Source organism: Amycolatopsis sp. NPDC088138 (assembly GCF_044741685.1).
Taxonomy (GTDB): Bacteria; Actinomycetota; Actinomycetes; order Mycobacteriales; family Pseudonocardiaceae; genus Amycolatopsis.
In genome coordinates this window covers 79,494-98,315 of record NZ_JBIUTB010000012.1, presented here as the reverse complement: position 1 = coordinate 98,315, position 18,822 = coordinate 79,494, and the positions used below count along the sequence as shown (strand labels likewise).

The window sequence follows — 18,822 nt, the reverse complement described above, 5'->3', positions numbered from 1 at the left end:
CCCTCTCAACGCCGAGAAGGACGTCACTATGCGCAAGCTCGCCTTCGCCGGACTCGCCGCGATCACCGCCGCCGTGCTCACCACCGTCGGGGTGGCCTCCGCCGACCCGCCCGCCGCGTCCCTCGTCCAGGTCTCGTCGTTCGGCGCCAACCCGGGCGCGCTGGCGATGTACACCTACACCCCGACCGGCCTCGAGACCGGCCGCCCGGTCGTCGTCGCGCTGCACGGCTGCACGCAGAGCGCGTCGGACTATTACGCCCACTCCGGCTGGCCCGCGCTGGCCGACCGGTGGCGGTTCGAGGTCGTGTTCCCGCAGCAGTCGACCGCGAACAACTCCCTGAAGTGCTTCAACTGGTTCGGCACCGCCGACGACACCCGCGGCAACGGCGAGGCCGCGTCCGTCAAGTCCATGGTGGACAAGGCGGTCGGCGACCACGGCTCGGACCGCTCCCGGGTGTTCGTCACGGGCCTGTCGGCGGGCGGCGGCATGACGGCGGACCTGCTCGCCGCCTACCCGGACGTCTTCGCCGGCGGCGGCATCATGGCCGGGCTGCCTGCGCAGTGCGCCACCAGCGTCACGCAGGCGACGAACTGCCAGCAGAACAACCAGAACCTGACCCCGGCGCAGTGGGCGTCCCGCGTCACGGCGCAGTACCCCGGTTACGGCGGCCCGTGGCCGCGCGTCGCGATCTGGCAGGGCACCGGCGACTACACCGTCTACCCGGTCAACGGCACCGAGCTGCGCGACCAGTGGACCGCGGTCCACGGCCTCTCCCAGACGCCGACGAGCACGCAGTCCCTGCCGGGCGGCACGACGCTGACGAACTACGGCGACAAGGTCCAGCTGTACTCGATCGCGGGCATGGGCCACGGCACCGCGGTCGACCCCGGCTCCGGCACGACGCAGTGCGGCAGCACGGGCGCGTACTTCCTCGCCGGCATCTGCTCCAGCTACTACACGGGTGTGTTCTTCGGGTTGGACAAGGGATCCGGGACCACGCCGCCCCCGACCACCACCCCGCCGACGACGACCACGACCACGACCACGCCGCCGCCGTCGGGTGCCTGCGTGTCGGCCAGCAACTACGCCCACACCCAGGCGGGCCGCGCGCACCAGAGCAGCGGCCAGACGTACGCGAACGGCTCCAACCAGGCGATGGGACTGTGGAACACCTTCACCACCCACGCCCTGCGCGAGACGTCCACGGGCTACTGGGTGCTGGCCGACGGGCAGTGCTAAGACGCGGGTCCTGGGCCGGGGATCCGGGCCAGGACCCGCTCCACCAGCGCGGTGTCGCAGTGTTCGACGACTTCGCGCAGCCGGCCGCCGGTGACGCGGTAGACGAAGCAGTACGTCTGGTCGTACCGCTCGCCGCGCAGCGTGGTGGCGTGGCTGCGGGCCTGGACGACGACCTGGTCCCCCTGGGCGACGATCCAGTCGGCCTCACACCGGTAGTCGCCGGCGAACTGCGCCATCAGCGGCCGGAGCAGCCCGTGCACGACCTCGGACTTCGGTTCCCAGGTGCCGGACCACGACCAGTGGCCGGGGAAGGTCCAGCGGAAGTCGTCGGCCATCGCGTCGGTGAGGGCCCGGCCGTTGCCCGCGGCGAGCTGGGCGAAGATCTCCCGCAGGAGCTTTTCGTTCTGTGCAGCGCTCATGCGACCGAGCCTAGGATCGGCGGAGCCATGCGACAAACGACTGTCTCGCATATGTGCTATCAGTAGTACGCATGAGTGAGTTCACCGTCGCCGGCCTGCGGGTCGTGCGCGAAGCGGCCCGGCACGGCTCGTTTTCGGTGGCGGCGGACCGGCTCGGGTACACGCAGTCGGCGATCTCGCGCCAGATCGCGCTGATGGAACAGGCGGCGGGACGGCCGTTGTTCGACCGCCTGGCGCGCGGGGTCCGGCCCACCGAAGCGGGGCTGGTCGTCGTCCAGCACGCGGAGGCGGTGCTCGGCGAGCTGCAGGCCACCCGCCAGGCCCTCCAGGACCTGGGCGACCGGCCGCCCTCCCGGCTGCGCGTCGGCGCGTTCTCCACCGCCATGGCGGCCTTGGTGCCGCGTGCGATCGCCGCGTTCGCCGGCCGCGAGCCGCGCACACGCGTGCCGCTGCGCGAAGGCCTCAGCCCGGGGTTGCTGAAGGCGGTCGCCCGGGGACGGCTCGACCTCGCCGTCGTCACCCCGCCCCGGCAGCCACCCGCCGAGGTCGAGCTGGTCACGATCCTGGAGGACCCGCTGTTCGTGGCGATGGCGCCGGGCCACCCGCTCGCGCGCCACCCGAGCGTCACCGGGGAGATGCTGCGCGACCAGCCGTGGATCACGGGCAGCACCGAACCGGGCACGACGCTGCTCGGCGCGTGGGCGGCCCCGTCGTGGCAGCCGGAAATCGCTTTCGTGGCCCGGGATTGGGTCGCGAAGTTCGGCCTGGTCGCCGCCGGGCTCGGCGTCACGGTCGTGCCCGGGCTGGCCGTGCCGGCGCTCCCGCCGGGGATCGTGATCACGCGCATCGACCACCCGGCGGCGGTCCGCACGACGGCCCTCGCGTCCCGTCCGGGCGGCGAGCCCGGTCCCCGCCGCGCCTTCGCCGAGTCCCTTCGCGACGCCGCGGCCGACCTCACCGCCGAGGTCCGGCACCGGCTGCGCACACCCTGATCCGTAACACCTCGGGGCCCGGCCGCGACCACGTAGTGCATCGCCGGACGTGATCACGTCCTGTGCCGCCACCCTGCGAAGAATCACCATGTCCGAACCCGTATCGACGAACTCCGTCGGCGCCATCGTCCCGAACCCCCAGTACCCGGCCGCGGTCGAGCGGGTTCCCGTGGCGACCGGGCCGGCGATGAAGAAAAGGAGACGGCGGAGTTCGACCGCCGCCGTGCCGTGCCGGTCGCCGGGCCGCTGCTCGTCCTGCTGTTCCTCAGCTGGACCTTCATCGCGCCGTTGATCAGCTACTACAACACCGGGAACCGGATCCGCACGGCCCAGAACGCGGCGGGGCTGCGGCCCACCTGCTCAGCCGGCCTCGGCTGCGTGCTGACGCTCGTCTTCGGGCTCGGCGTGCTCTACTACCAGCTCGAGCTGAACAAGATCGCCGACGCGCACCGGGTTCCGCCGGGCAGCCAGGTCCCGCTGTTCACCTGAACCCAGGCGGACGAACACCACCGTCGTCACCTCGATCCTCCTGACACACCCCTCCGGCGCGGGACGGCAGGGTGCGCTGATCCGGTGCACCCTGCCCGGCCGCCAGTACAGCTGCGGCCGGGCACCGCCCGCCTCCGCGCCGGAGGCCGGGGGTACCAGCGTCACGGAAAGCGCCACGACCGCCGCCCACAGGATTCGCCACACCCGGTCACCCAACCCGGTGGGCGCGGCGAACCGGAAGGCATTCGAGCCGGTTCAAATCCGCCACGGCGGCTGCTACCGTCGATCCGGTGTTCACGCTGCGGGTCGACGCCGAGACGGTGTCCCGGACCCGCCTGTCGCCTTCGCCGGCTTCGGAATCCGTGGCGTGGCTGAAACTCACCACCGCGGCGGGACACCACCCGGTCTTCGGGGATCCCGGGCCCCTCGCCCGCGCGTCACTCGCCCACCCGGACGTCGCCCTGCTCGCGCACCTGCTGCCCCGGGGCGGGGCCGGCTACACCCCCGACCTGCTCACCCCGCAGCCGGGCGCGGGAACCGCCTACCACGACCTGCTCGACGAGCAGATCGCCCGGATCGAGGCGACGGCGCAGGAGGACCTCGAACTCCAGGTGCTCACCGGCACCCAGGCCCACTGGTCCCGGCCGTTGCCCGCCGCGGTCCGGCAGGTCGCCGAGTCGGGGCGGATGCAGCGACGCCTCGCGTCGGGGCTCGCCCGGTTCTGGCGCGACGCCCTGTCCGACGGCTGGCCCGAGCTGCGCTCGATCATCGACCAGGACATCACGCACCGCGCACGGACCGTCGTCGGCCACGGCGTCGGCCGGGTGCTCGGGTCGCTGCACCCCGGCATCGGCTGGACGGGCGACGCGATCACCTTCGACTCGGCCTGGGACGGCGAACTCGACGTCACGGGCCGGGATCTGGTGCTCGCCCCCAGCGTCCTGAGCTGGCCCGGCGCCGTCATCCAGGTCGACGTGCCCGGGCAGGTCGTGCTCTACTACCCGGCCCACCGGGTCGGCACCGGCCGCGACCGCAAGCCGGCCACGATCGCCCGGGTGGTCGGCGCGGCCCGCGCGGCGCTCCTGGCGGACCTCGAGACGGCCCGGTCGACCACGGAGCTCTCGACCCGGATCGGCTACACGCCCGGCACGGTGTCCTACCACCTCAGCGCGTTGCACCGCGCGGGCCTGGTGAGCAAGGTGCGGGACGGGCGTTTTGTGTTGTACCAAAGGACTTCTCAGGCGGGCGTCCTCACGGAGGACTAACCGGTCGGCCTCACTTGCACGCGTCGCTGTGGCCGGCTCCGTAGGCGGCCTGCGCCTTGGTGAAGCCTTCACCGGCAGACGACGAGAGCTGCTGCTTCAGGCCTGAGCAGGAGAACGACGTGAAGCTCAGGTAGCTCTCGGCCGACTTGACGGCCTGCGCGTTCCAGTCGACCGACAGGCTGTCCACGGCTTCGGTGGCCACGGCTTTCGGAAAACCTTCCCCGGCGTCCGAGGAAAGCTGCCGAATCAGGCCGGTGCGGGAGAACGCGCTGAAACCGAGGTAGCTCTGCGCCTTGTCGCGGGCCATTTCCACCTGCGGCGAGAACTGTGCGGCCGCCTCCACCGTGCTCGTTTCGGCGCTCGTTTCGGTGGTGTGGCTCGGGCTGGTCGGCACCGGCGTGCTGGGCGGGTAGGTGACCAGCTGAGTGGTGGCCGGCGGGCTGGTAACCAGCTGGTCAGCGGCCGCGGCGGGCTGCTCGGTCGGCGCGGACGCCCGGGGTGTCGGGCTATTGCAGGCCGTGGCGATCACGAGCAGGGCGAACCCGATACCGACGCCGATAGCGATCTTCTTCATGGCGGTTCGCTCTTTTCTGAATTGTCGCCCCCGGGCGTGCCTGTGCGCAGCGGGGGCGGAAGATCAGTGGCGACGATGATGTTGTCGATAAGGTCGAAAACGGCGGCCACTGTGTTACGCCCGCAGAGTGGTAGTCCGGTGGGGACGGTCAGCCGTTTCCTGCTGCACCCACAGACTCCCGGACGCCGAGGGCTAACCGCTCAGCAGTCCCGTCAGCAGCACCCCGGTCAGCTGCCGGACCGCCGGCAGCGCTCGCGCCGACGTGATCGCCGTCAGTGCGAGGCGGGCGTCGTCGACCGTCACCCGGGGTCGCAGCACTCCGTCGGCTTGAGCCCGCTCGATCAGCCGGCCGAACGCCTCCGCGTGTTCCCGGCGCCGGTCGGCGAAGGCCGCTCCACCCAGCGCCTCGACCAGGCCGCGCTCCTGGACCTGCCATTCGCCGAAGCGGTGGAACGTCCGGGTCAGCGCGCGGCGGCTGTCCGGGTCCGCGAGCGCGGCCCGCAGCTGCCGCTCGCACCGCTCGACCTGCCCGGCGAGCACGGCGGCGAGGAGGTCGTCGCGGGAGGGGAAGTGGCGGTGGACCGTCGCCGGGGCCAGGCCCGCGCGCCGCGCGATCTCGCGCACCGGCAGGTCCGGGCCGTGCTGGGCGAACGCGGCGTGCGCCACCGCCACCAGGTGACGGCGGTTGTGCTCGGCGTCCGCCCGGCGCTTCTGCGTCACTTCGTCACGCACGGCTCTCACTTCCCCGCTCAAGACCGGTGATCACTTCTACCGTAGGCGCAAATCCCCCGTGAAGGAGTGAGCGTGTTCGCAGCCCGGTTCGAGCGGTTCGGCCCGCCCGAGGTCCTGTCCGTCGGTGCGCTGCCGGAGCCGCACGCCGGCCCGGGCGAGGTCCGGATCCGCGTGCGGGCGGCCGGGGTCTCGCCCGTCGACCTGGCGATCCGTGCCGGGAAGTCGCGCTCGCCCGTCACCCTGCCGCACATCCCCGGGGTGGACGGGGCGGGCGTCGTCGACGAAGGTCCCGGGATCGGCGACGAGGTCTTCGGCGCCGTCGACGTCGCCCGCCTCGGCGGGGCGAGCGCCGAGTTCGCCGTCCTCGCGTTCTGGACGCCGAAGCCGCCGTCGATGCCCTGGGAGCAGGCCGGCGGCGCCGCGTCCGGTGTCGAGACGGCGACCCGCGCGCTCGACCTCCTGGACGTCGGCGCGGGCTCGACGCTGCTGATCGACGGCGCGTCCGGCGGGGTCGGCAGCCTCGCGGCCGTCCTGGCCATGGCCCGGGGCGCACGGGTGCTCGGCACCGGCGCCCCGGAGAACCGGGAGTTCCTCGCCGGGCTGGGCGCGATCCCCGTCGAATACGGCCCCGGCCTGCACGAACGCGTCTCCGAGACGGTCGACGCCGCGCTCGACGTCGCCGGGAAGGGGTCGCTGCCGGAGCTGATCGAGCTGACCGGCTCACCGTCCACAGTGGTCACGCTGGCCGACTTCAGCGGCCCGGAGCACGGGGTTCGCGTGTCCGTCGGCGCGCTGGGCGGGCAGCCGGACGGGCGGCACGGCCTCGCCCACGCGGCCCAGCTCTTCGAGGAAGGCCGCTTCCACGTGCCGGTGCAGCAGGTCTTCCCGCTGGGCGAGGCCGCCGCGGCGCACGCCGTCACCGGGCCGCGGCGGGGCAAGATCGTGCTGCGCGTGTCCTAACCGAGGCGGTGCAGCCGCAGCGCCAGCTGGATCTCCAGGGCCCGGTCCGGCGCCTGCCAGTCCTCCCCCAGCAGCGACGCGATCCGCTCCAGCCGCTGCACCACGGTGTTGACGTGGACGTGCAGCACGTCCTTCGTCCGCGCCAGCTGCGAACCGCTCGCGAAGTACGCCCTCAGCGTCGCGACCAGATCGGTGCCGCGGCGCTCGTCGTAGTCGAGGACCGGCCCGAGCGTCGCGCGGACGAACGCGCCGAGGTCGGCCTGGTCACCGAGCAGCTGGCCAAGAAAACCGAGACCCGCCATGTCCGCGCCCTCGCCGGTCCGGCCGAGCGCGAGCAGCGCCCGGACGCACCGCGCCGCTTCGGCGTGGGCCGCGGCCAGGGCCTCCGGACCGCCCGCGGGCCCGGCCGCGCCGACGGTGACCGGACGTCCGGTCACCCCGCCGAGGTCGGCGGCGACGCGGCGGGCGAGCTCGCCCGGGTCGCCGGTGCCCAGCAGGACGACCTCCTCGGCGTGCACCCCGACCAGCGTCGCGTGCCGCGCGGCGGCGCTGGCGAGGCGGCGCCGGGAGACGTCGCCGGTGTGCACGACCAGCACCCCGTGCGGCGCGGCGAGGTCGATGCCGAGGCGGCGGCCGCGGGCCAGCAGCGCCCGCGGGTTGCGGCCGGGCGCGGTGAGCAGGTCGGTCAGCAGCTCGCCGCGGACCTCGTCCTCGGCCCGCACCACCGACCGCCGCAGCATGAGCAGCAACGCCGTCACGACGCCGGCGCGTTCGAACAGCCGCCGGTCCGGGTCGGCGAGGTCCGCGCGTCCGGTGAGCACGAGGCTGCCGAGCAGTTCGGGACCTGCCTGCACCGAGCAAACCCAGGTGTCCTTTGTAGACACCGCCCGGCCGGTCGCCCGGGACGCGGCGAGCGCGGCCGGGTCGTGGCACGCCGGTTCCGCCGAGTTCGCCAGCACCGCGCCTTCGGTGTCGAACACCGTGAGCGCACCGTGCAGCACCCCGGCGACGGCCGCCGCGACGTCCGGCAGGTCACCGCCGCGCAGCACCAGGTCGGTGAGCCGGTCGTGGGCGTCCTCGGCGCGTTCCATCGCCTCGTTGTGCGCGCGGATCGTCGCGTTGGCCTCGTTCAGCTCGGCGACGGCCCGGCGCGTCTGGTCCAGCAGGTTCGCGCTGTCCAGGGCGATCGCCGCGTGGTCGGCCAGTGACGAGAGCAGCGCGACCTCGTCCGCGGAGAACTCGCGGGTGCCGCGGTCGGAGGCGAAGAGCACGCCGAGCACCTTCGAGCCGATGGCCAGTGGCACGCCGAGGATCGCGGTCAGGCCTTCGTCCTGGACGCCGGAGTCGATGTGGCGCGTGTGCCGGAACCGGTCGTCGTTGAAGTAGTCCGCCGTCGCGTACGGCCGCGCGGTCTGCGCGACCAGCCCGCCGAGACCCTCCCCCATGCCGAGCACGATCTGCTGGAACTCCGCCGACACCGAGCCGTCGCTGACCCGGACGTAGGTCTTGCCCTCGGCCTCGTTGTTGAGGCTCAGGTACGAGACGTCGACGCCGAGCAGCGCCCGCGCGCGGCGGACGATCGAGCGCAGCACGGTGTCCGGTTCGGACAGTCCGGCCAGCTCGCTCGCGGTGTCGAACAACGCGACCAGCTGGGCCTCGCGGCGCCGGTGCTCGGCGAGCGTCTCGCGGATCCGCAGGGCCAGCTCACCCGCGTCCGCCACCGCGGCGAGGTCGGCGGTGCCGAGGGCGCCCTCGGCGCGCGCGGCCACGACGACGTGCGCCAGCTGCTCGGTGCTCGCCCCGGAGGCGAGCAGGTCGAGCAGCCGGCGCAGCGCGTCCGAGGGTGCGGTCACGGCGGTCATGCTAGGGCGAAACGGTCGCCGTTTCCGCCTGGACGTCGTCGTCGTGCAGGGATTCGCCGCGCGTCTCGCGGGAGGCGAGCAGCGCGACGACCGTGATCAGGCACATCGCCGCGACGTACAGCGACACCGGGATGGTGCTGCCCCAGCTCTGGAACAGCGCCACGGCGATCAAGGGCGCGACGGCCCCGGCCGCGATCGACGACAGCTGGCCGCCGACAGAAAGCCCGGTGTAGCGGACGCGGGTCGGGAACTGCTCGGCGAAGAACGCGGCCTGCGGCCCGTACATCGCGCCGTGCAGCACCAGCCCGACGGTCGTCGCCAGCACGATCACCGCGGACGACTTCGTGTCCAGCAGCGCGAAGAACGCGAAGCCCCACAGAGCCATGCCGATCGCGCCGAACAGGTACACCGGACGGCGGCCGACCCGGTCCGAAAGCGCGCCCCACAGGGGAATCGTCACGAAGTGGACGGCCGAACCGATCAGCACCGCACTCAGGCCGAGGCCCTTCGCCAGGTGCAGCCCGGTCGTGACGTACACGAGGATGAACGCCGTCAGCACGTAGTACGAGACGTTCTCGGCCATCCGCGCGCCGATCGTGACCAGCACCTGGCGCCAGCTGTCGCGGAAGACCTCGACGACGGGGACGTGCTTCTCGACGCGGTCCTCGGCGCGGCGCTGGGCGGCCAGGAACACCGGCGACTCCGAGACGGCCAGCCGGATCCACAGGCCGATCACCAGCAGCACGCCGGAGAGCAGGAACGGGACCCGCCAGCCCCACGCCAGGAACGCCGCGTCGGACTGCGTCGCCGACAGGATCGCCAGCACGCCGGTGGCAAGCAGGTTGCCGCCGGGCGCGCCGCACTGGGGCCACGACGCCCAGAACCCGCGCCGCTTCGCGTCCCCGTGCTCGGAGACGATCAGCACCGCGCCACCCCACTCGCCGCCGAGCGCGAAGCCCTGGACGAGGCGAAGCAGCGTCAGCAGGATCGGCGCGGCGACGCCCGCGGTGGCGTAGGTCGGCAGGACGCCCATCAGGCACGTCGAGCCGCCCATCAGCACCAGGCTGAGGACCAGGAGCTTCTTGCGGCCGAGCCGGTCGCCGTAGTGGCCGAAGACCAGCCCGCCGATCGGGCGGGCGAGGAACCCGACGGCGTAGGTCAGGAACGCCAGCAACGTGCCGGTGAGCGGGTTCGCCGTCGGGAAGAACAGCTTGTTGAACACCAGCGCGGCGGCGGAGGTGTAGAGGAAGAAGTCGTACCACTCGATGGTGGTGCCGATCAGGCTCGCGCCGACGATCTTGGCGATCGCCGACCGCTGGGGTTGGCTCACTGCGGGCTCCACTTCGTCGTGGGTTTTCGGGCGGTTTGGTTAAGCAGCGGTCCAGCCGCCGTCGAGCGGGATGGAGGCCCCGGTGACGTGGCCGGCGTGCGGCGAGCACAGCCACGTCACCAGGGAAGCGACGTCCCCGGGTTCGATGAGCTTCTTGATGGCGGCGCGCTTGAGGAGAACCTCGGCGACGACGTCCTCTCGCGGGATGTCGTGCTCGGCGGCCTGCGCGTCGATCTGCCCGTCGACGAGCGGCGTGCGCACGTACCCGGGGCTGACGCAGTTGCTGGTGACGCCGTGTTCCGCCCCCTCCAGCGCGGCGACCTTGGAGAGCCCCTCAAGGCCGTGCTTCGCGGCGACGTAGGCGGCTTTGTAGGGCGAGGCCCGCAGCCCGTGGACGCTCGACATGTTGACGATCCGCCCCCACCCCCGCGCGTACATGCTCGGCAGGGTCCGGCGGATGAGGAGGAAGGGCGCCGTGACCATCAGCGCCTGGATGCGCGTGAACGCCTCGGGCGGGAAGTCCTCGAGCGGCGCGACGTGCTGGATCCCGGCGTTGTTGACCAGGACGTCGACCTCGGCGGGCAGCGTGTCGACGGCGGCCGGGTCGGTGAGGTCGGCGGCGTGCGCCCACCCCCCGACCTCCCCCGCGGCGGCCTCGGCCTTCTCCCCGTCGACGTCGACGACGTGCACCTTGGCCCCGGCCGCGGCCAGGGCGCGGACGCAGGCCAGGCCGATACCGCCGGCCCCGCCGGTGACGAGGGCGGTGCGCCCGTCCAGATCGCTGGTCATGGACGGGAACGGTAAGCGTGACGCCGGTCGCGAGCCATGTGCGCGAAACCCACAACCCGGCAAGATCCAGTGGCGGCGGCCGCTACCGGTCCTCGAGCACCGACAGGTAGTGCACGTTGGTCATGACACCCAGGACGTTGCCGAACGGGTCTACGACCGACGCCGTCACGAAGCCCGGGCCGCGCTCGGTGATCGGCTCGTACTCCTTCGCCCCCAGCTCGTGCAGCCGCGCGACGGTCGCCTCGAGGTCGTCGACGTGCCAGTAGACGATCTCGCCGCCCGGCGTGTCAGCGCCGGCCGGTGCGTACTTGCGATCGATGAGGCCCAGTTCGTGCTGGTAGTCGCCGAGGCGGAACTCGGCGTACCCGGGGCGGTGGAAGTACGGCTCGACGCCCAGGAACTCCGTGTACCAGGCCTGCGCGGCCGCGTGGTCGTCGGCGAAGTACGAGACGGTGGCCATTCCTCGCAGCATGTCTGCTCCTTCTTCTTGGTCTGGTCACAAGCATGCGGGGTGAAAGTGCGCATCGAGTGAGCACTTTGTTTGCGAGACTGGTCCCATGCGCGCCGACCGCCTCGTGGCCACCCTCCTGTTGATGCAGACCCGCGGCCGCGTGACCGCGGGCGAGCTGGCCGCAGAGCTCGAGATCTCCGTCGCGACCGCCCGCCGTGACCTCGAGGCGCTGTCGGCAGCCGGGGTGCCCGTCTACCCGCAGCCCGGCCGGGGCGGCGGGTGGCAGCTCGTCGGCGGCGCGCGGACCGACCTGTCCGGCCTCACCTCCCGCGAGGCGCAGGCGCTGTTCCTGCTGGCCGGGCCGGCGGCGGCGATCGCGCCGGAGGTGAAGTCCGCGCTGCGCAAGCTGATGGGCGCGCTGCCCGGCACGTTCCGCGCGGACGCCGAGGCCGCCGCGGACGCGGTGTTCGTCGACCAGGTCGGCTGGGGCGAGCGCCCGAAGGACCGGCCGCCGATGGTCGAGGCGCTGCGGGACGCCGTCATCGCGCGCCGCAAGGTCCGCCTGACCTACGCGGGGCGCGCGACGTCGGAGCGGCTCGTCGACCCGTGGGGCCTGGTCGACAAGGACGACGTCTGGTACCTCGTGGCCGGCACGGACAAGGGACGCCGCACGTTCCGCGTCGACCGGATCGTCGCGGCCGAGCCGACCGGCGACACCGCGGACCGGCCCTCGGACCTGGAACTGGCCAAGGTGTGGGAAGAAGTCGTCGAAGAAGTCGAACGGCGCCGCTCCCCGCTCACCGCGGACGTCGTCCTGGACCGGCGGTACCTCCGGGTGCTGCGCGACCGGTTCGGCCGGCACTGCGAGCTGATCGGCGAGCTGCCCGGGGACCGCGTCCGGGTCCGCGTCGCGGCGCCCGCGCCGATCATGATCGCCCAGGAGCTGGCCGGCTGGGGCTCCTTAGTGGACGTCGAGGGCCCGGAATCGGTCCGCGCGGAGCTCGCTCGCCTCGGTTCGGAGCTGGTGAACCGGTACGGGTGAAGATCTTTTAGCGCACCCACTGAGCGTGCGCTTTTCCGTGCCATACTCGGTAAACACCGTTAATCGGTACACTGTGGACAGTACGAGGACCCACCAAGAGTGTCCGTTACTCTCCGGTATCATGCCGTTCGGAGTACCGCCGATCACCCGTTTGCTGCTACCGTAACGCCTCCGTGACCTGAACGTGTGTTCGGTGACACTTCGGTGAGGGCAGACGATGCGTGACGATGTGGTCGAGGCGAGTGCCGTGGTCGGGCATCCGCCGGACGTGGTGTGGCAGATCGTCGGGTCGCCGGAGTGGTATCCCCGCTTCGTCCCGGAGATCAGCTGGAGCGAGGTGCAGGAGCCGGCCTCGCGCGGGCGGGGCCCCAAGGGCCTGATCCGGATCGTCGCCGACCGCCGCCCGATGCTGGAGACGCAGGTCCAGGCCGTCGTCTACCGGCCGGGCGAGCACGTCGTGTGGTGCGGCGTCCCCGACGACGGCACGTGGGTCTCCCTCGAGCTGAGACCGCTGGCCGGCGGGAAGACCGAACTCTTCGTGCGGATGATGCTGCAGCCGGCGCACATGGAGCTGGTGGCCTCCATCAAGAAGGACATCCGTGCCGTCGCGCGGCGCCTCGACCTGCACCTGTCGGGTGAGCCCGACCCGGACGCCGGTCCCGCCGGCGTCAAGGCCACCAAGCTGCGCACCACGAGCATCCTGGTGCGCGCCGGGGTGCTCAGCCCCGGCCGGCCGGACAAGCTGGCGCGCCAGCTCAGCTCCGTCTCGCAGTGGGGCGCCACCATCGCCGGTGGCTACCAGGCCGCCGCGGCCCGCGCCGCCGACGACGTCGCGCTGCACGACGAGCGCAACGTCCGCACCTTCGCCCAGGTCCAGGAACGCAGCGACCGGCTCACCAACGCGCTCAGCGAGCTCGGGGTCAACGAGCGCGACCGGATCGCGCTCATGTGCCGCAACCACTCCGCGATGGTCGAGTCGTTCGTCGCGGCCAGCAAGCTCGGCGCCGACGTCATCCTGCTCAACACCGGCCTCTCCGCGTCGTCGGTCAAGGACGTGCTGGCCGAGCACCGGCCGGCCGCCGTGCTGGCCGACGACGAGTTCGCCCGGACCATCGCGAACGTCCCCGGCGACTTCGCGCGCATCAGCACCTGGCCGGACGCCGAGACCGGCTACCCGACCGTCGACGAGCTGATCCAGTCCGCCCCCGCCGACCGGCCCAAGCCGGCCGAGCGGCCGGGCCGGCTGGTCGTGCTCACCTCCGGCACCAGCGGGACGCCGAAGGGCGCGCGCCGCCCGACCCCGAAGGGCATGGGCGCGGCCGCGTCGATCCTCGACCGCATCCCCCTGAAGGCCGGCGACCGGATCCTCGTCGCGGCACCGCTGTTCCACAGCTGGGGCCTGGCCGCGATGCAGATCGGCATGGCGCTGCGCTCGACGCTGGCGCTGGTCCGCAAGTTCGACGCCGAAGAGACACTGAGGACGATCGCCGAGCAGAAGTGCGACGCGCTGTTCGTCGTCCCGATCATGCTGCAGCGGATCATGGACCTGCCCGAACGGGTCCGCGCGCGGTACGACCTGTCGTCGCTGCGGATCGTCGCGAGCAGCGGCTCGGCGATGTCCGGGACGTTCGTGACGGCGTTCATGGACACCTTCGGCGACGTCCTCTACAACTTCTACGGCTCGACCGAGGTGTCCTGGGCGAGCATCGCCGACCCCGCCGACCTGCGCGCCGCGCCGACCACCGCGGGCCGGTGCCCGCTCGGCACGAACGTCGCGATCCTCGACGAGGAGCGCAAGCCGGTGCCGCCCGGCGGCGAGGGCCAGATCTTCGTCGGCAACGACATGCTCTTCGACGGCTACACCTCCGGCATCGACCCGGCGCGGGCGGCGGACCTGATGGCCACCGGCGACGTCGGCTACCTCGACGCGGCGGGCCGGCTGTTCGTCACCGGCCGGGCCGACGAGATGATCGTCTCCGGCGGCGAGAACGTCTTCCCGCGCCCGGTCGAGGAAGCCCTGGTGGCGCTGCCCGGCGTGCACGACGCGGCGGTGGTCGGCGTGGCCGACGCGGAGTGGGGCCAGCGCCTGGCGGCCTACGTCGTCCCGCGGCGCGGCGCCTCGCTGCACGCGGAGGACATCCGGGCCTACATCCACCAGCGCCTGGCCCGCTTCGCCGTGCCGCGTGACGTCTACTTCGTGCCGGACCTGCCCCGCAACGCCACGGGCAAGATCCTCAAGCGCCTGCTGCACGACGACACCTGGCCCGTCACCACCGACTACTGATGCCGGAACACACCCCGGACGGCCGCTACATCGTGGTCGGCGGCCGCCGCTGGCGCGCGACCGACCCGGAGATCCCCGGCGACGTCCGCGACCGGCTGCAGAAGCACCTGATGGCCGCGCGGCGCGCCGTCGGGGCGGCGGGCGACGACGACGCGGCTCGCGCCCAGGCGCGCGAGCGCGTCCAGCTGGCGAAGGTGGCACTCGGCGAACGCGGCGAGCCGTGGTGGGAGCAGACGTCCGCCCAGCGCCGGGAACGCTGGGAGCGCGGCCTCGCCGACCTCGACTGACCTCAGGAAACCGGCTGCCGCAGCACGGTCTTGAGCTTCGCGGGTTCCGTGCGCCGGGGGTCGCCGAGGTAGACCTCGTGGTGCAGTCCGGACGGCTTCAAGCCTTGCGCGGCAAGGAAGTCTTCGTGCAGCCGGGCCAGCAGCGGGCCCTCGTCGTCGTAGGAACCGACGTGCAGCGCCTGGGCGCACCGGCCCTCGGTGAGGGTCTCGAACCGGACGTCGGCGTCGAGCTTCTTCTTGCGGCGCACGGTTTCCCGGGCTTCCTCGACGGCGTCCCCGTCGATCCACTCCGGCTGGGCGATGAGCATCGTCCACTGCCAGCTGTCCTTGGCGCGGACGGTGAACGCGGCCATGTCCTCGGCCCACCACAAGCCTTCCAGCGGCCCCACGACGAAGTCCCGCTCCGCGGCCCGCTTGAGCGTGTACGCGACCGCGTAGAGCGCTTCGACGGCGCGCTGGTAGCTCTCGGCGGTGTTCGGGTTTCCCCGGCCGTCGATCGCGATGAACCGCTGCGCGGGCACGTCCAGCAGCGCCCAGTCGGTGTTCTTCGGCGCGTACAGCTGCTTCAGGTCCTTCTTGATGTCGTACGGCATCAGGGTGTTCCTTCGGTCCGGGTGGCCAGCCACGCGGCTTCGGCTTCGAGCTGCGTGATCGAGTAGTCGAAGATCGCCCGGACGAACGGCGGCGCGGACGGCTGGGCGGCGGCCGCCCGGCGCACCTCGGCCAGCCGTGCGTCGACGGCTTCGGCGCGCCTGGCCAGCGCCGAGGCGAGCCGCTCGGGCGGGAGGAGCGGGCTGTTCGCGAGCCCGGCCAGCACCGGCGGGTGCACCGGGCGCAGCTCCGCGATGGCCGCCTCCGCGGCTTCCGCGCACGCTGCCCGGCCGGCTTCGGTGGCCGTGAACGTCTTCTTCGCCTTCGCGTGCGCGCGGTCGGCCGCGACCTCGGCGATCAGGCCGCGGTCGCGCAGCTTGCCGAGGACGTAGTAGATCGAGCTGAAACCGAGGGCGGTCCAGTCGCGCATGCCGCGTTCCTCGACCACTTCGTCCAGCTCGTAACCGTGCCTCGGCCGCTCGGCCACGAGGCCGAGCACCGTCAGCTCCGCGTCGGTGAGCACCCGGCTATTCTAGTGCTGGAATAGGTCGTGCCGTCAACCGAAGAACCGGGTCAGCTCCGCCGCGACCTCGGCCGGCGCCTCCTCGGGCAGGTAGTGGTCGGACGGCAGGGCCCGGCCGGTGACGTCGGCGGCGTAGCCGCGCCAGACGTCGAGGACGTCGTGGTTCCGGCCGACGAAGCTGCGCTCGCCCCAGAGCGCCCGGACCGGGACCTGGAGGCGGCGGCCCGCGTCGGCCTCGTCGTGCTCGAGGTCGAGCGTCGCGGCGGCGCGGTAGTCCGCGCAGGACGCGGCGATCGACGCTTCGTCGAAGCACCGCACGTACTCGGCCATCGCGGCCGGGTCGAACGGCGTGCCGCCCGCGTGCCGGGACGTCATCCGGGCGCGGATCCAGAACTCCGGGTCGGCGCCGATCATCCGCTCCGGGATGCCGTGGCCCGCGGTGAGGAAGAACCAGTGCCAGTAGCCGGTCGCGAAGTCCCGGTCGGCGTGGGCGAAGGCGTGGCGGGTCGGCACGATGTCGAGCACGGCGAGCGCGCGCACGGCGTCCGGCCGGTCCAGCGCCATCCGGTGCGCGACGCGGCCCCCGCGGTCGTGCCCGGCGACGGCGAAGCGGTCGAACCCGAGTGCGGCCATCACGGCCACCTGGTCGGCGGCCATGGCCCGCTTCGCGTACTCCGCGTCTCCTTCGCTGGGCGCGGGTTTGCCGCTGTCGCCGTACCCGCGCAGATCGGCCGCCACGACCGTGAAGCGCTCCGCGAGCAGCGGCGCGACGGCGTGCCAGATCACGTGCGTCTGCGGATAACCGTGCAGGAGCAGCACGGGCGGGCCCTCGCCGCCGACGGCGCAGCGGATCGGGACACCGGCCTCGACCGTGCGGTACCGGAACGGCAGCGGGACGCTCATCGGGCTCCTCCCAGCTCGTCGAGCACCGCACGGGTGAAGCTCACCGTCGTCGCGGTGCCGCCCAGGTCGGGCGTGCGCAGCCGAGTCTTCGCCAGCACCGCGGCGAGCGCACCTTCGACGCCGGCGGCGGCCTCGGCGTGGCCGAGGTGGTCCAGCAGCAGCGCGGCCGTCCAGATGGCGCCGATCGGGTTCGCGATCCCCCGCCCGGCGATGTCCGGCGCGGAGCCGTGCACCGGCTCGAACATCGACGGGAAGTCGCGCTCGGGGTTGAGGTTCGCGGCCGGGGCGAGGCCGATCCCGCCCGCGACGGCGGCCGCGAGGTCGCTGAGGATGTCGCCGAAGAGGTTGGACGCGACGACGACGTCGTAGCGGCCCGGGTCGAGCACGAACTTCGCGGCGAGGGCGTCGATGTGCTCGGACTCGACGTCGACCTCGGGCTTCGTCGCGGCGCGTTCGGCGACGATCTCGTCCCAGAACGGCATGGTGTGCACGATGCCGTTGGACTTCGTCGCGGACGTCAGCCTCCCGCGGCGGCGCCCGGCGAGATCGAGCGCGAAGTCGACGACCCGCGTGACGCCGGGCCGGGTGAACACGGCCTCCTGCACCGCGAGTTCGTCGGGCAGGCCGCGGTTGAGCCGGCCGCCGATCTCGCTGTACTCCCCCTCGACGTTCTCGCGCACCACGACGAAGTCGACGTCACGGGCGCCACGGACCGGGCTGTCGAGGCCGTCGAACACCCGGATCGGCCGGAGGTTGACGTACTGGCGGAAGCCGCGGCGCAGCGGGATGAGCAGGCCCCACAGGGAAACGTGGTCGGGCACGCCGGGCGCGCCGACGGCGCCGAGGAAGAGCGCGTCGTGGTGGCGGACGCGGTCGAGGCCGTCGGCGGGCATCATCGCGCCCTCGGCGAGGTAACGCTCGCAGGACCAGTCGAACTCGTCGTAGCGGAAGCTCACGCCGTGCCGCGCGCCGGCCGCGTCGAGCACGGCGCGGGCCGCCGGGGTCACTTCGCGGCCGATGCCGTCACCGGGGACGAGGGCGATGCGGTGGGAGGTCATGCCCTCGATGTCAGCAGGCGGTGACGGCCCCCGTCCAAGACCGGATCACGGCTCGGTTGATAGGCCCTGCCTATCGATCGTGGCGACGAAGGCCGCCGCCGTCGGGGTGAGCGCCGCCCGGCCGACCAGCGCGACGTGCAGGTGGGCGGGCGGATCCAACGCGAACACCCGCGCGCCGGCCCGCTGCGCGAGCGACGTCCACGAGTCGGCCAGCACCGCCATCCCGACCCCGCCCAGCACCAGCGGCAGGATGGCCTCGCGGTGCTCGGTCTCCACCACCGGCACGACGTCGACGCCGCTCGCCCGGATGTCGTCGACCAGCCGCCGCATGCCGGTGCCCGGCTGGCCGACGATCAGACGACGGCCGGCGAGCAGCTCCCGTGGCACCGGCTCGCCGTCCGGGAACGGCACGTCCGGGCCGGTGACCAGCACGAACCGCTGCCGGCCGCACGGGACGACGTCGAGCCCAGGCGCTTTCAGCGGCTCCGGACCGGCGGCGAGGCCGAGTTCGGTGACCCCGCTGCGCACCATGCCGAGGACGTCGTCCGGGGTGAACGCCGAGCGCACGGCCACCGTCAGCCCGGGGTGGCGCTCCGTGAACCGGCGGATCATGCCGCTCAGCGGCTCGACCGCCTGCGACGGCATGGCGGCGATCTCGACCCGCCCCGCTTCGAGCCCGCCGACCGAATCGACGGCGGCCCGCGCGGCGGCGAGCCCGCGCACGATCTGCCGCGCCGGTTCCACGAGCGCGTGCCCGGCCTGGGTCAGCACGAGCCGGCGTCCGACGCGGTCGAACAGGCTGGTGCCGAGGTCCCGCTCGAGGACGCGGACGGCTTGGGAGAGCGACGGCTGCGCGATGTAGAGCGCCTGGGCGGCCCGGCTCATCCCGCCGTGGTCGACCACGGCGAGGAAGTACTCGAGCTGCCGAGCGTCCACACTCACCTCCGGGGCGGCCCAGCATAGATCGCAGGCCTGACCTGCGCTCACGGAAATTGTCGGTGGGTACTGGCATGCTTCGTCGGGTAAGCCAC

The 18,822-nt window shown here is 72.8% G+C and carries 20 protein-coding genes; 8 read left to right on the top strand and 12 right to left on the bottom strand.

Features of this window, described 5'->3' with window-relative positions; translation table 11 throughout:
• Positions 1-28 precede the first annotated feature (28 nt).
• A complete protein-coding gene (locus ACIOD2_RS48945) occupies positions 29-1,240 on the top strand; it encodes an alpha/beta hydrolase family esterase (protein WP_400552939.1) in 1,212 nt (403 codons plus the stop codon).
• Here ACIOD2_RS48945 and ACIOD2_RS48940 read toward each other — a convergent pair.
• The gene (locus ACIOD2_RS48940) at positions 1,237-1,659 is read right to left on the bottom strand and encodes a nuclear transport factor 2 family protein (RefSeq protein ID WP_400552937.1); all 423 of its coding nucleotides are present in this window, start codon (positions 1,657-1,659) and stop codon (positions 1,237-1,239) included. The two genes, ACIOD2_RS48945 and ACIOD2_RS48940, sit on opposite strands and share 4 nt — an antisense overlap.
• A 71-nt stretch (positions 1,660-1,730) precedes the next feature.
• On the opposite strand from ACIOD2_RS48940, the gene ACIOD2_RS48935 reads away from it, so the two are divergent.
• The 3 genes from ACIOD2_RS48935 (at position 1,731) to ACIOD2_RS48925 (ending at position 4,405) form a co-directional block, all read left to right on the top strand.
• Positions 1,731-2,651 carry a LysR family transcriptional regulator gene (locus ACIOD2_RS48935; protein WP_400552935.1) on the top strand — a complete coding sequence of 307 codons (921 nt, stop codon included), beginning with the start codon at positions 1,731-1,733 and terminating at the stop codon, positions 2,649-2,651.
• 228 nt (positions 2,652-2,879) lie between these two features.
• Entirely contained in the window at positions 2,880-3,140 is a 261-nt protein-coding gene (locus ACIOD2_RS48930) for a hypothetical protein (RefSeq protein WP_400552933.1), read from the top strand.
• Between the two features lie 290 nt (positions 3,141-3,430).
• A complete protein-coding gene (locus ACIOD2_RS48925) occupies positions 3,431-4,405 on the top strand; it encodes an ArsR family transcriptional regulator (protein WP_400552930.1) in 975 nt (324 codons plus the stop codon).
• A 10-nt stretch (positions 4,406-4,415) separates the two neighbouring features.
• Here the strand turns inward: ACIOD2_RS48925 and ACIOD2_RS48920 are convergent, their stop codons facing one another.
• Together ACIOD2_RS48920 and ACIOD2_RS48915 are read right to left on the bottom strand one after the other, a co-directional pair.
• The gene (locus ACIOD2_RS48920) at positions 4,416-4,979 is read right to left on the bottom strand and encodes an Ltp family lipoprotein (RefSeq protein WP_400552928.1); all 564 of its coding nucleotides are present in this window, start codon (positions 4,977-4,979) and stop codon (positions 4,416-4,418) included.
• Between the two features lie 192 nt (positions 4,980-5,171).
• A complete protein-coding gene (locus ACIOD2_RS48915; protein WP_400552926.1) occupies positions 5,172-5,711 on the bottom strand; it encodes a TetR/AcrR family transcriptional regulator in 540 nt (179 codons plus the stop codon).
• A gap of 72 nt (positions 5,712-5,783) precedes the next feature.
• On the opposite strand from ACIOD2_RS48915, the gene ACIOD2_RS48910 reads away from it, so the two are divergent.
• Positions 5,784-6,671, top strand: coding sequence for an NADP-dependent oxidoreductase (locus ACIOD2_RS48910; RefSeq protein WP_400552924.1), 888 nt, complete (start codon positions 5,784-5,786; stop codon positions 6,669-6,671).
• Here the strand turns inward: ACIOD2_RS48910 and ACIOD2_RS48905 are convergent.
• The 4 genes from ACIOD2_RS48905 to ACIOD2_RS48890 all read right to left on the bottom strand — a co-directional run bounded on the left by ACIOD2_RS48905 (position 6,668) and on the right by ACIOD2_RS48890 (position 11,124).
• On the bottom strand, positions 6,668-8,533 hold the full coding sequence (locus ACIOD2_RS48905; protein ID WP_400552922.1) for a helix-turn-helix domain-containing protein: 1,866 nt from the start codon (positions 8,531-8,533) through the stop codon (positions 6,668-6,670). The two genes, ACIOD2_RS48910 and ACIOD2_RS48905, sit on opposite strands and share 4 nt — an antisense overlap.
• A gap of 1 nt (position 8,534) precedes the next feature.
• A complete protein-coding gene (locus ACIOD2_RS48900; protein ID WP_400552921.1) occupies positions 8,535-9,863 on the bottom strand; it encodes an MFS transporter in 1,329 nt (442 codons plus the stop codon).
• 39 nt (positions 9,864-9,902) lie between these two features.
• Positions 9,903-10,652 carry a 3-hydroxybutyrate dehydrogenase gene (locus ACIOD2_RS48895; protein ID WP_400552919.1) on the bottom strand — a complete coding sequence of 250 codons (750 nt, stop codon included), beginning with the start codon at positions 10,650-10,652 and terminating at the stop codon, positions 9,903-9,905.
• Between the two features lie 82 nt (positions 10,653-10,734).
• Positions 10,735-11,124 (bottom strand): VOC family protein, encoded by a 390-nt coding sequence (locus ACIOD2_RS48890; protein ID WP_400552917.1) that lies wholly within the window; start codon positions 11,122-11,124, stop codon positions 10,735-10,737.
• A gap of 85 nt (positions 11,125-11,209) precedes the next feature.
• On the opposite strand from ACIOD2_RS48890, the gene ACIOD2_RS48885 reads away from it, so the two are divergent.
• From ACIOD2_RS48885 to ACIOD2_RS48875, 3 genes are all read left to right on the top strand, one after another.
• Positions 11,210-12,145: a helix-turn-helix transcriptional regulator gene (locus ACIOD2_RS48885; protein WP_400552915.1), complete on the top strand. Its 936-nt coding sequence runs from the start codon at positions 11,210-11,212 to the stop codon at positions 12,143-12,145.
• 217 nt (positions 12,146-12,362) lie between these two features.
• A complete protein-coding gene (locus ACIOD2_RS48880) occupies positions 12,363-14,429 on the top strand; it encodes an AMP-binding protein (RefSeq protein WP_400552914.1) in 2,067 nt (688 codons plus the stop codon).
• On the top strand, positions 14,429-14,716 hold the full coding sequence (locus tag ACIOD2_RS48875; protein WP_400552912.1) for a hypothetical protein: 288 nt from the start codon (positions 14,429-14,431) through the stop codon (positions 14,714-14,716). Before ACIOD2_RS48880 ends, ACIOD2_RS48875 begins: the two co-directional genes overlap by 1 nt.
• A 2-nt stretch (positions 14,717-14,718) precedes the next feature.
• Here the strand turns inward: ACIOD2_RS48875 and ACIOD2_RS48870 are convergent, their stop codons facing one another.
• From ACIOD2_RS48870 to ACIOD2_RS48850, 5 genes are read right to left on the bottom strand one after another with little or no spacing between them, the layout of a single operon-like run.
• A complete protein-coding gene (locus ACIOD2_RS48870; protein ID WP_400552910.1) occupies positions 14,719-15,309 on the bottom strand; it encodes a GyrI-like domain-containing protein in 591 nt (196 codons plus the stop codon).
• The gene (locus ACIOD2_RS48865) at positions 15,309-15,830 is read right to left on the bottom strand and encodes a PadR family transcriptional regulator (protein WP_400552908.1); all 522 of its coding nucleotides are present in this window, start codon (positions 15,828-15,830) and stop codon (positions 15,309-15,311) included. Before ACIOD2_RS48865 ends, ACIOD2_RS48870 begins: the two co-directional genes overlap by 1 nt.
• Positions 15,831-15,863: 33 nt before the next feature.
• Positions 15,864-16,733 carry an alpha/beta hydrolase gene (locus ACIOD2_RS48860; protein WP_400552906.1) on the bottom strand — a complete coding sequence of 290 codons (870 nt, stop codon included), beginning with the start codon at positions 16,731-16,733 and terminating at the stop codon, positions 15,864-15,866.
• Complete coding sequence (locus ACIOD2_RS48855; protein WP_400552904.1) at positions 16,730-17,791, bottom strand: tartrate dehydrogenase; 1,062 nt, start codon at positions 17,789-17,791, stop codon at positions 16,730-16,732. The genes ACIOD2_RS48860 and ACIOD2_RS48855 overlap by 4 nt, the downstream gene beginning before the upstream one ends.
• 45 nt (positions 17,792-17,836) lie before the next feature.
• The gene (locus tag ACIOD2_RS48850) at positions 17,837-18,727 is read right to left on the bottom strand and encodes a LysR family transcriptional regulator (protein ID WP_400552902.1); all 891 of its coding nucleotides are present in this window, start codon (positions 18,725-18,727) and stop codon (positions 17,837-17,839) included.
• Positions 18,728-18,822 lie beyond the last annotated feature (95 nt).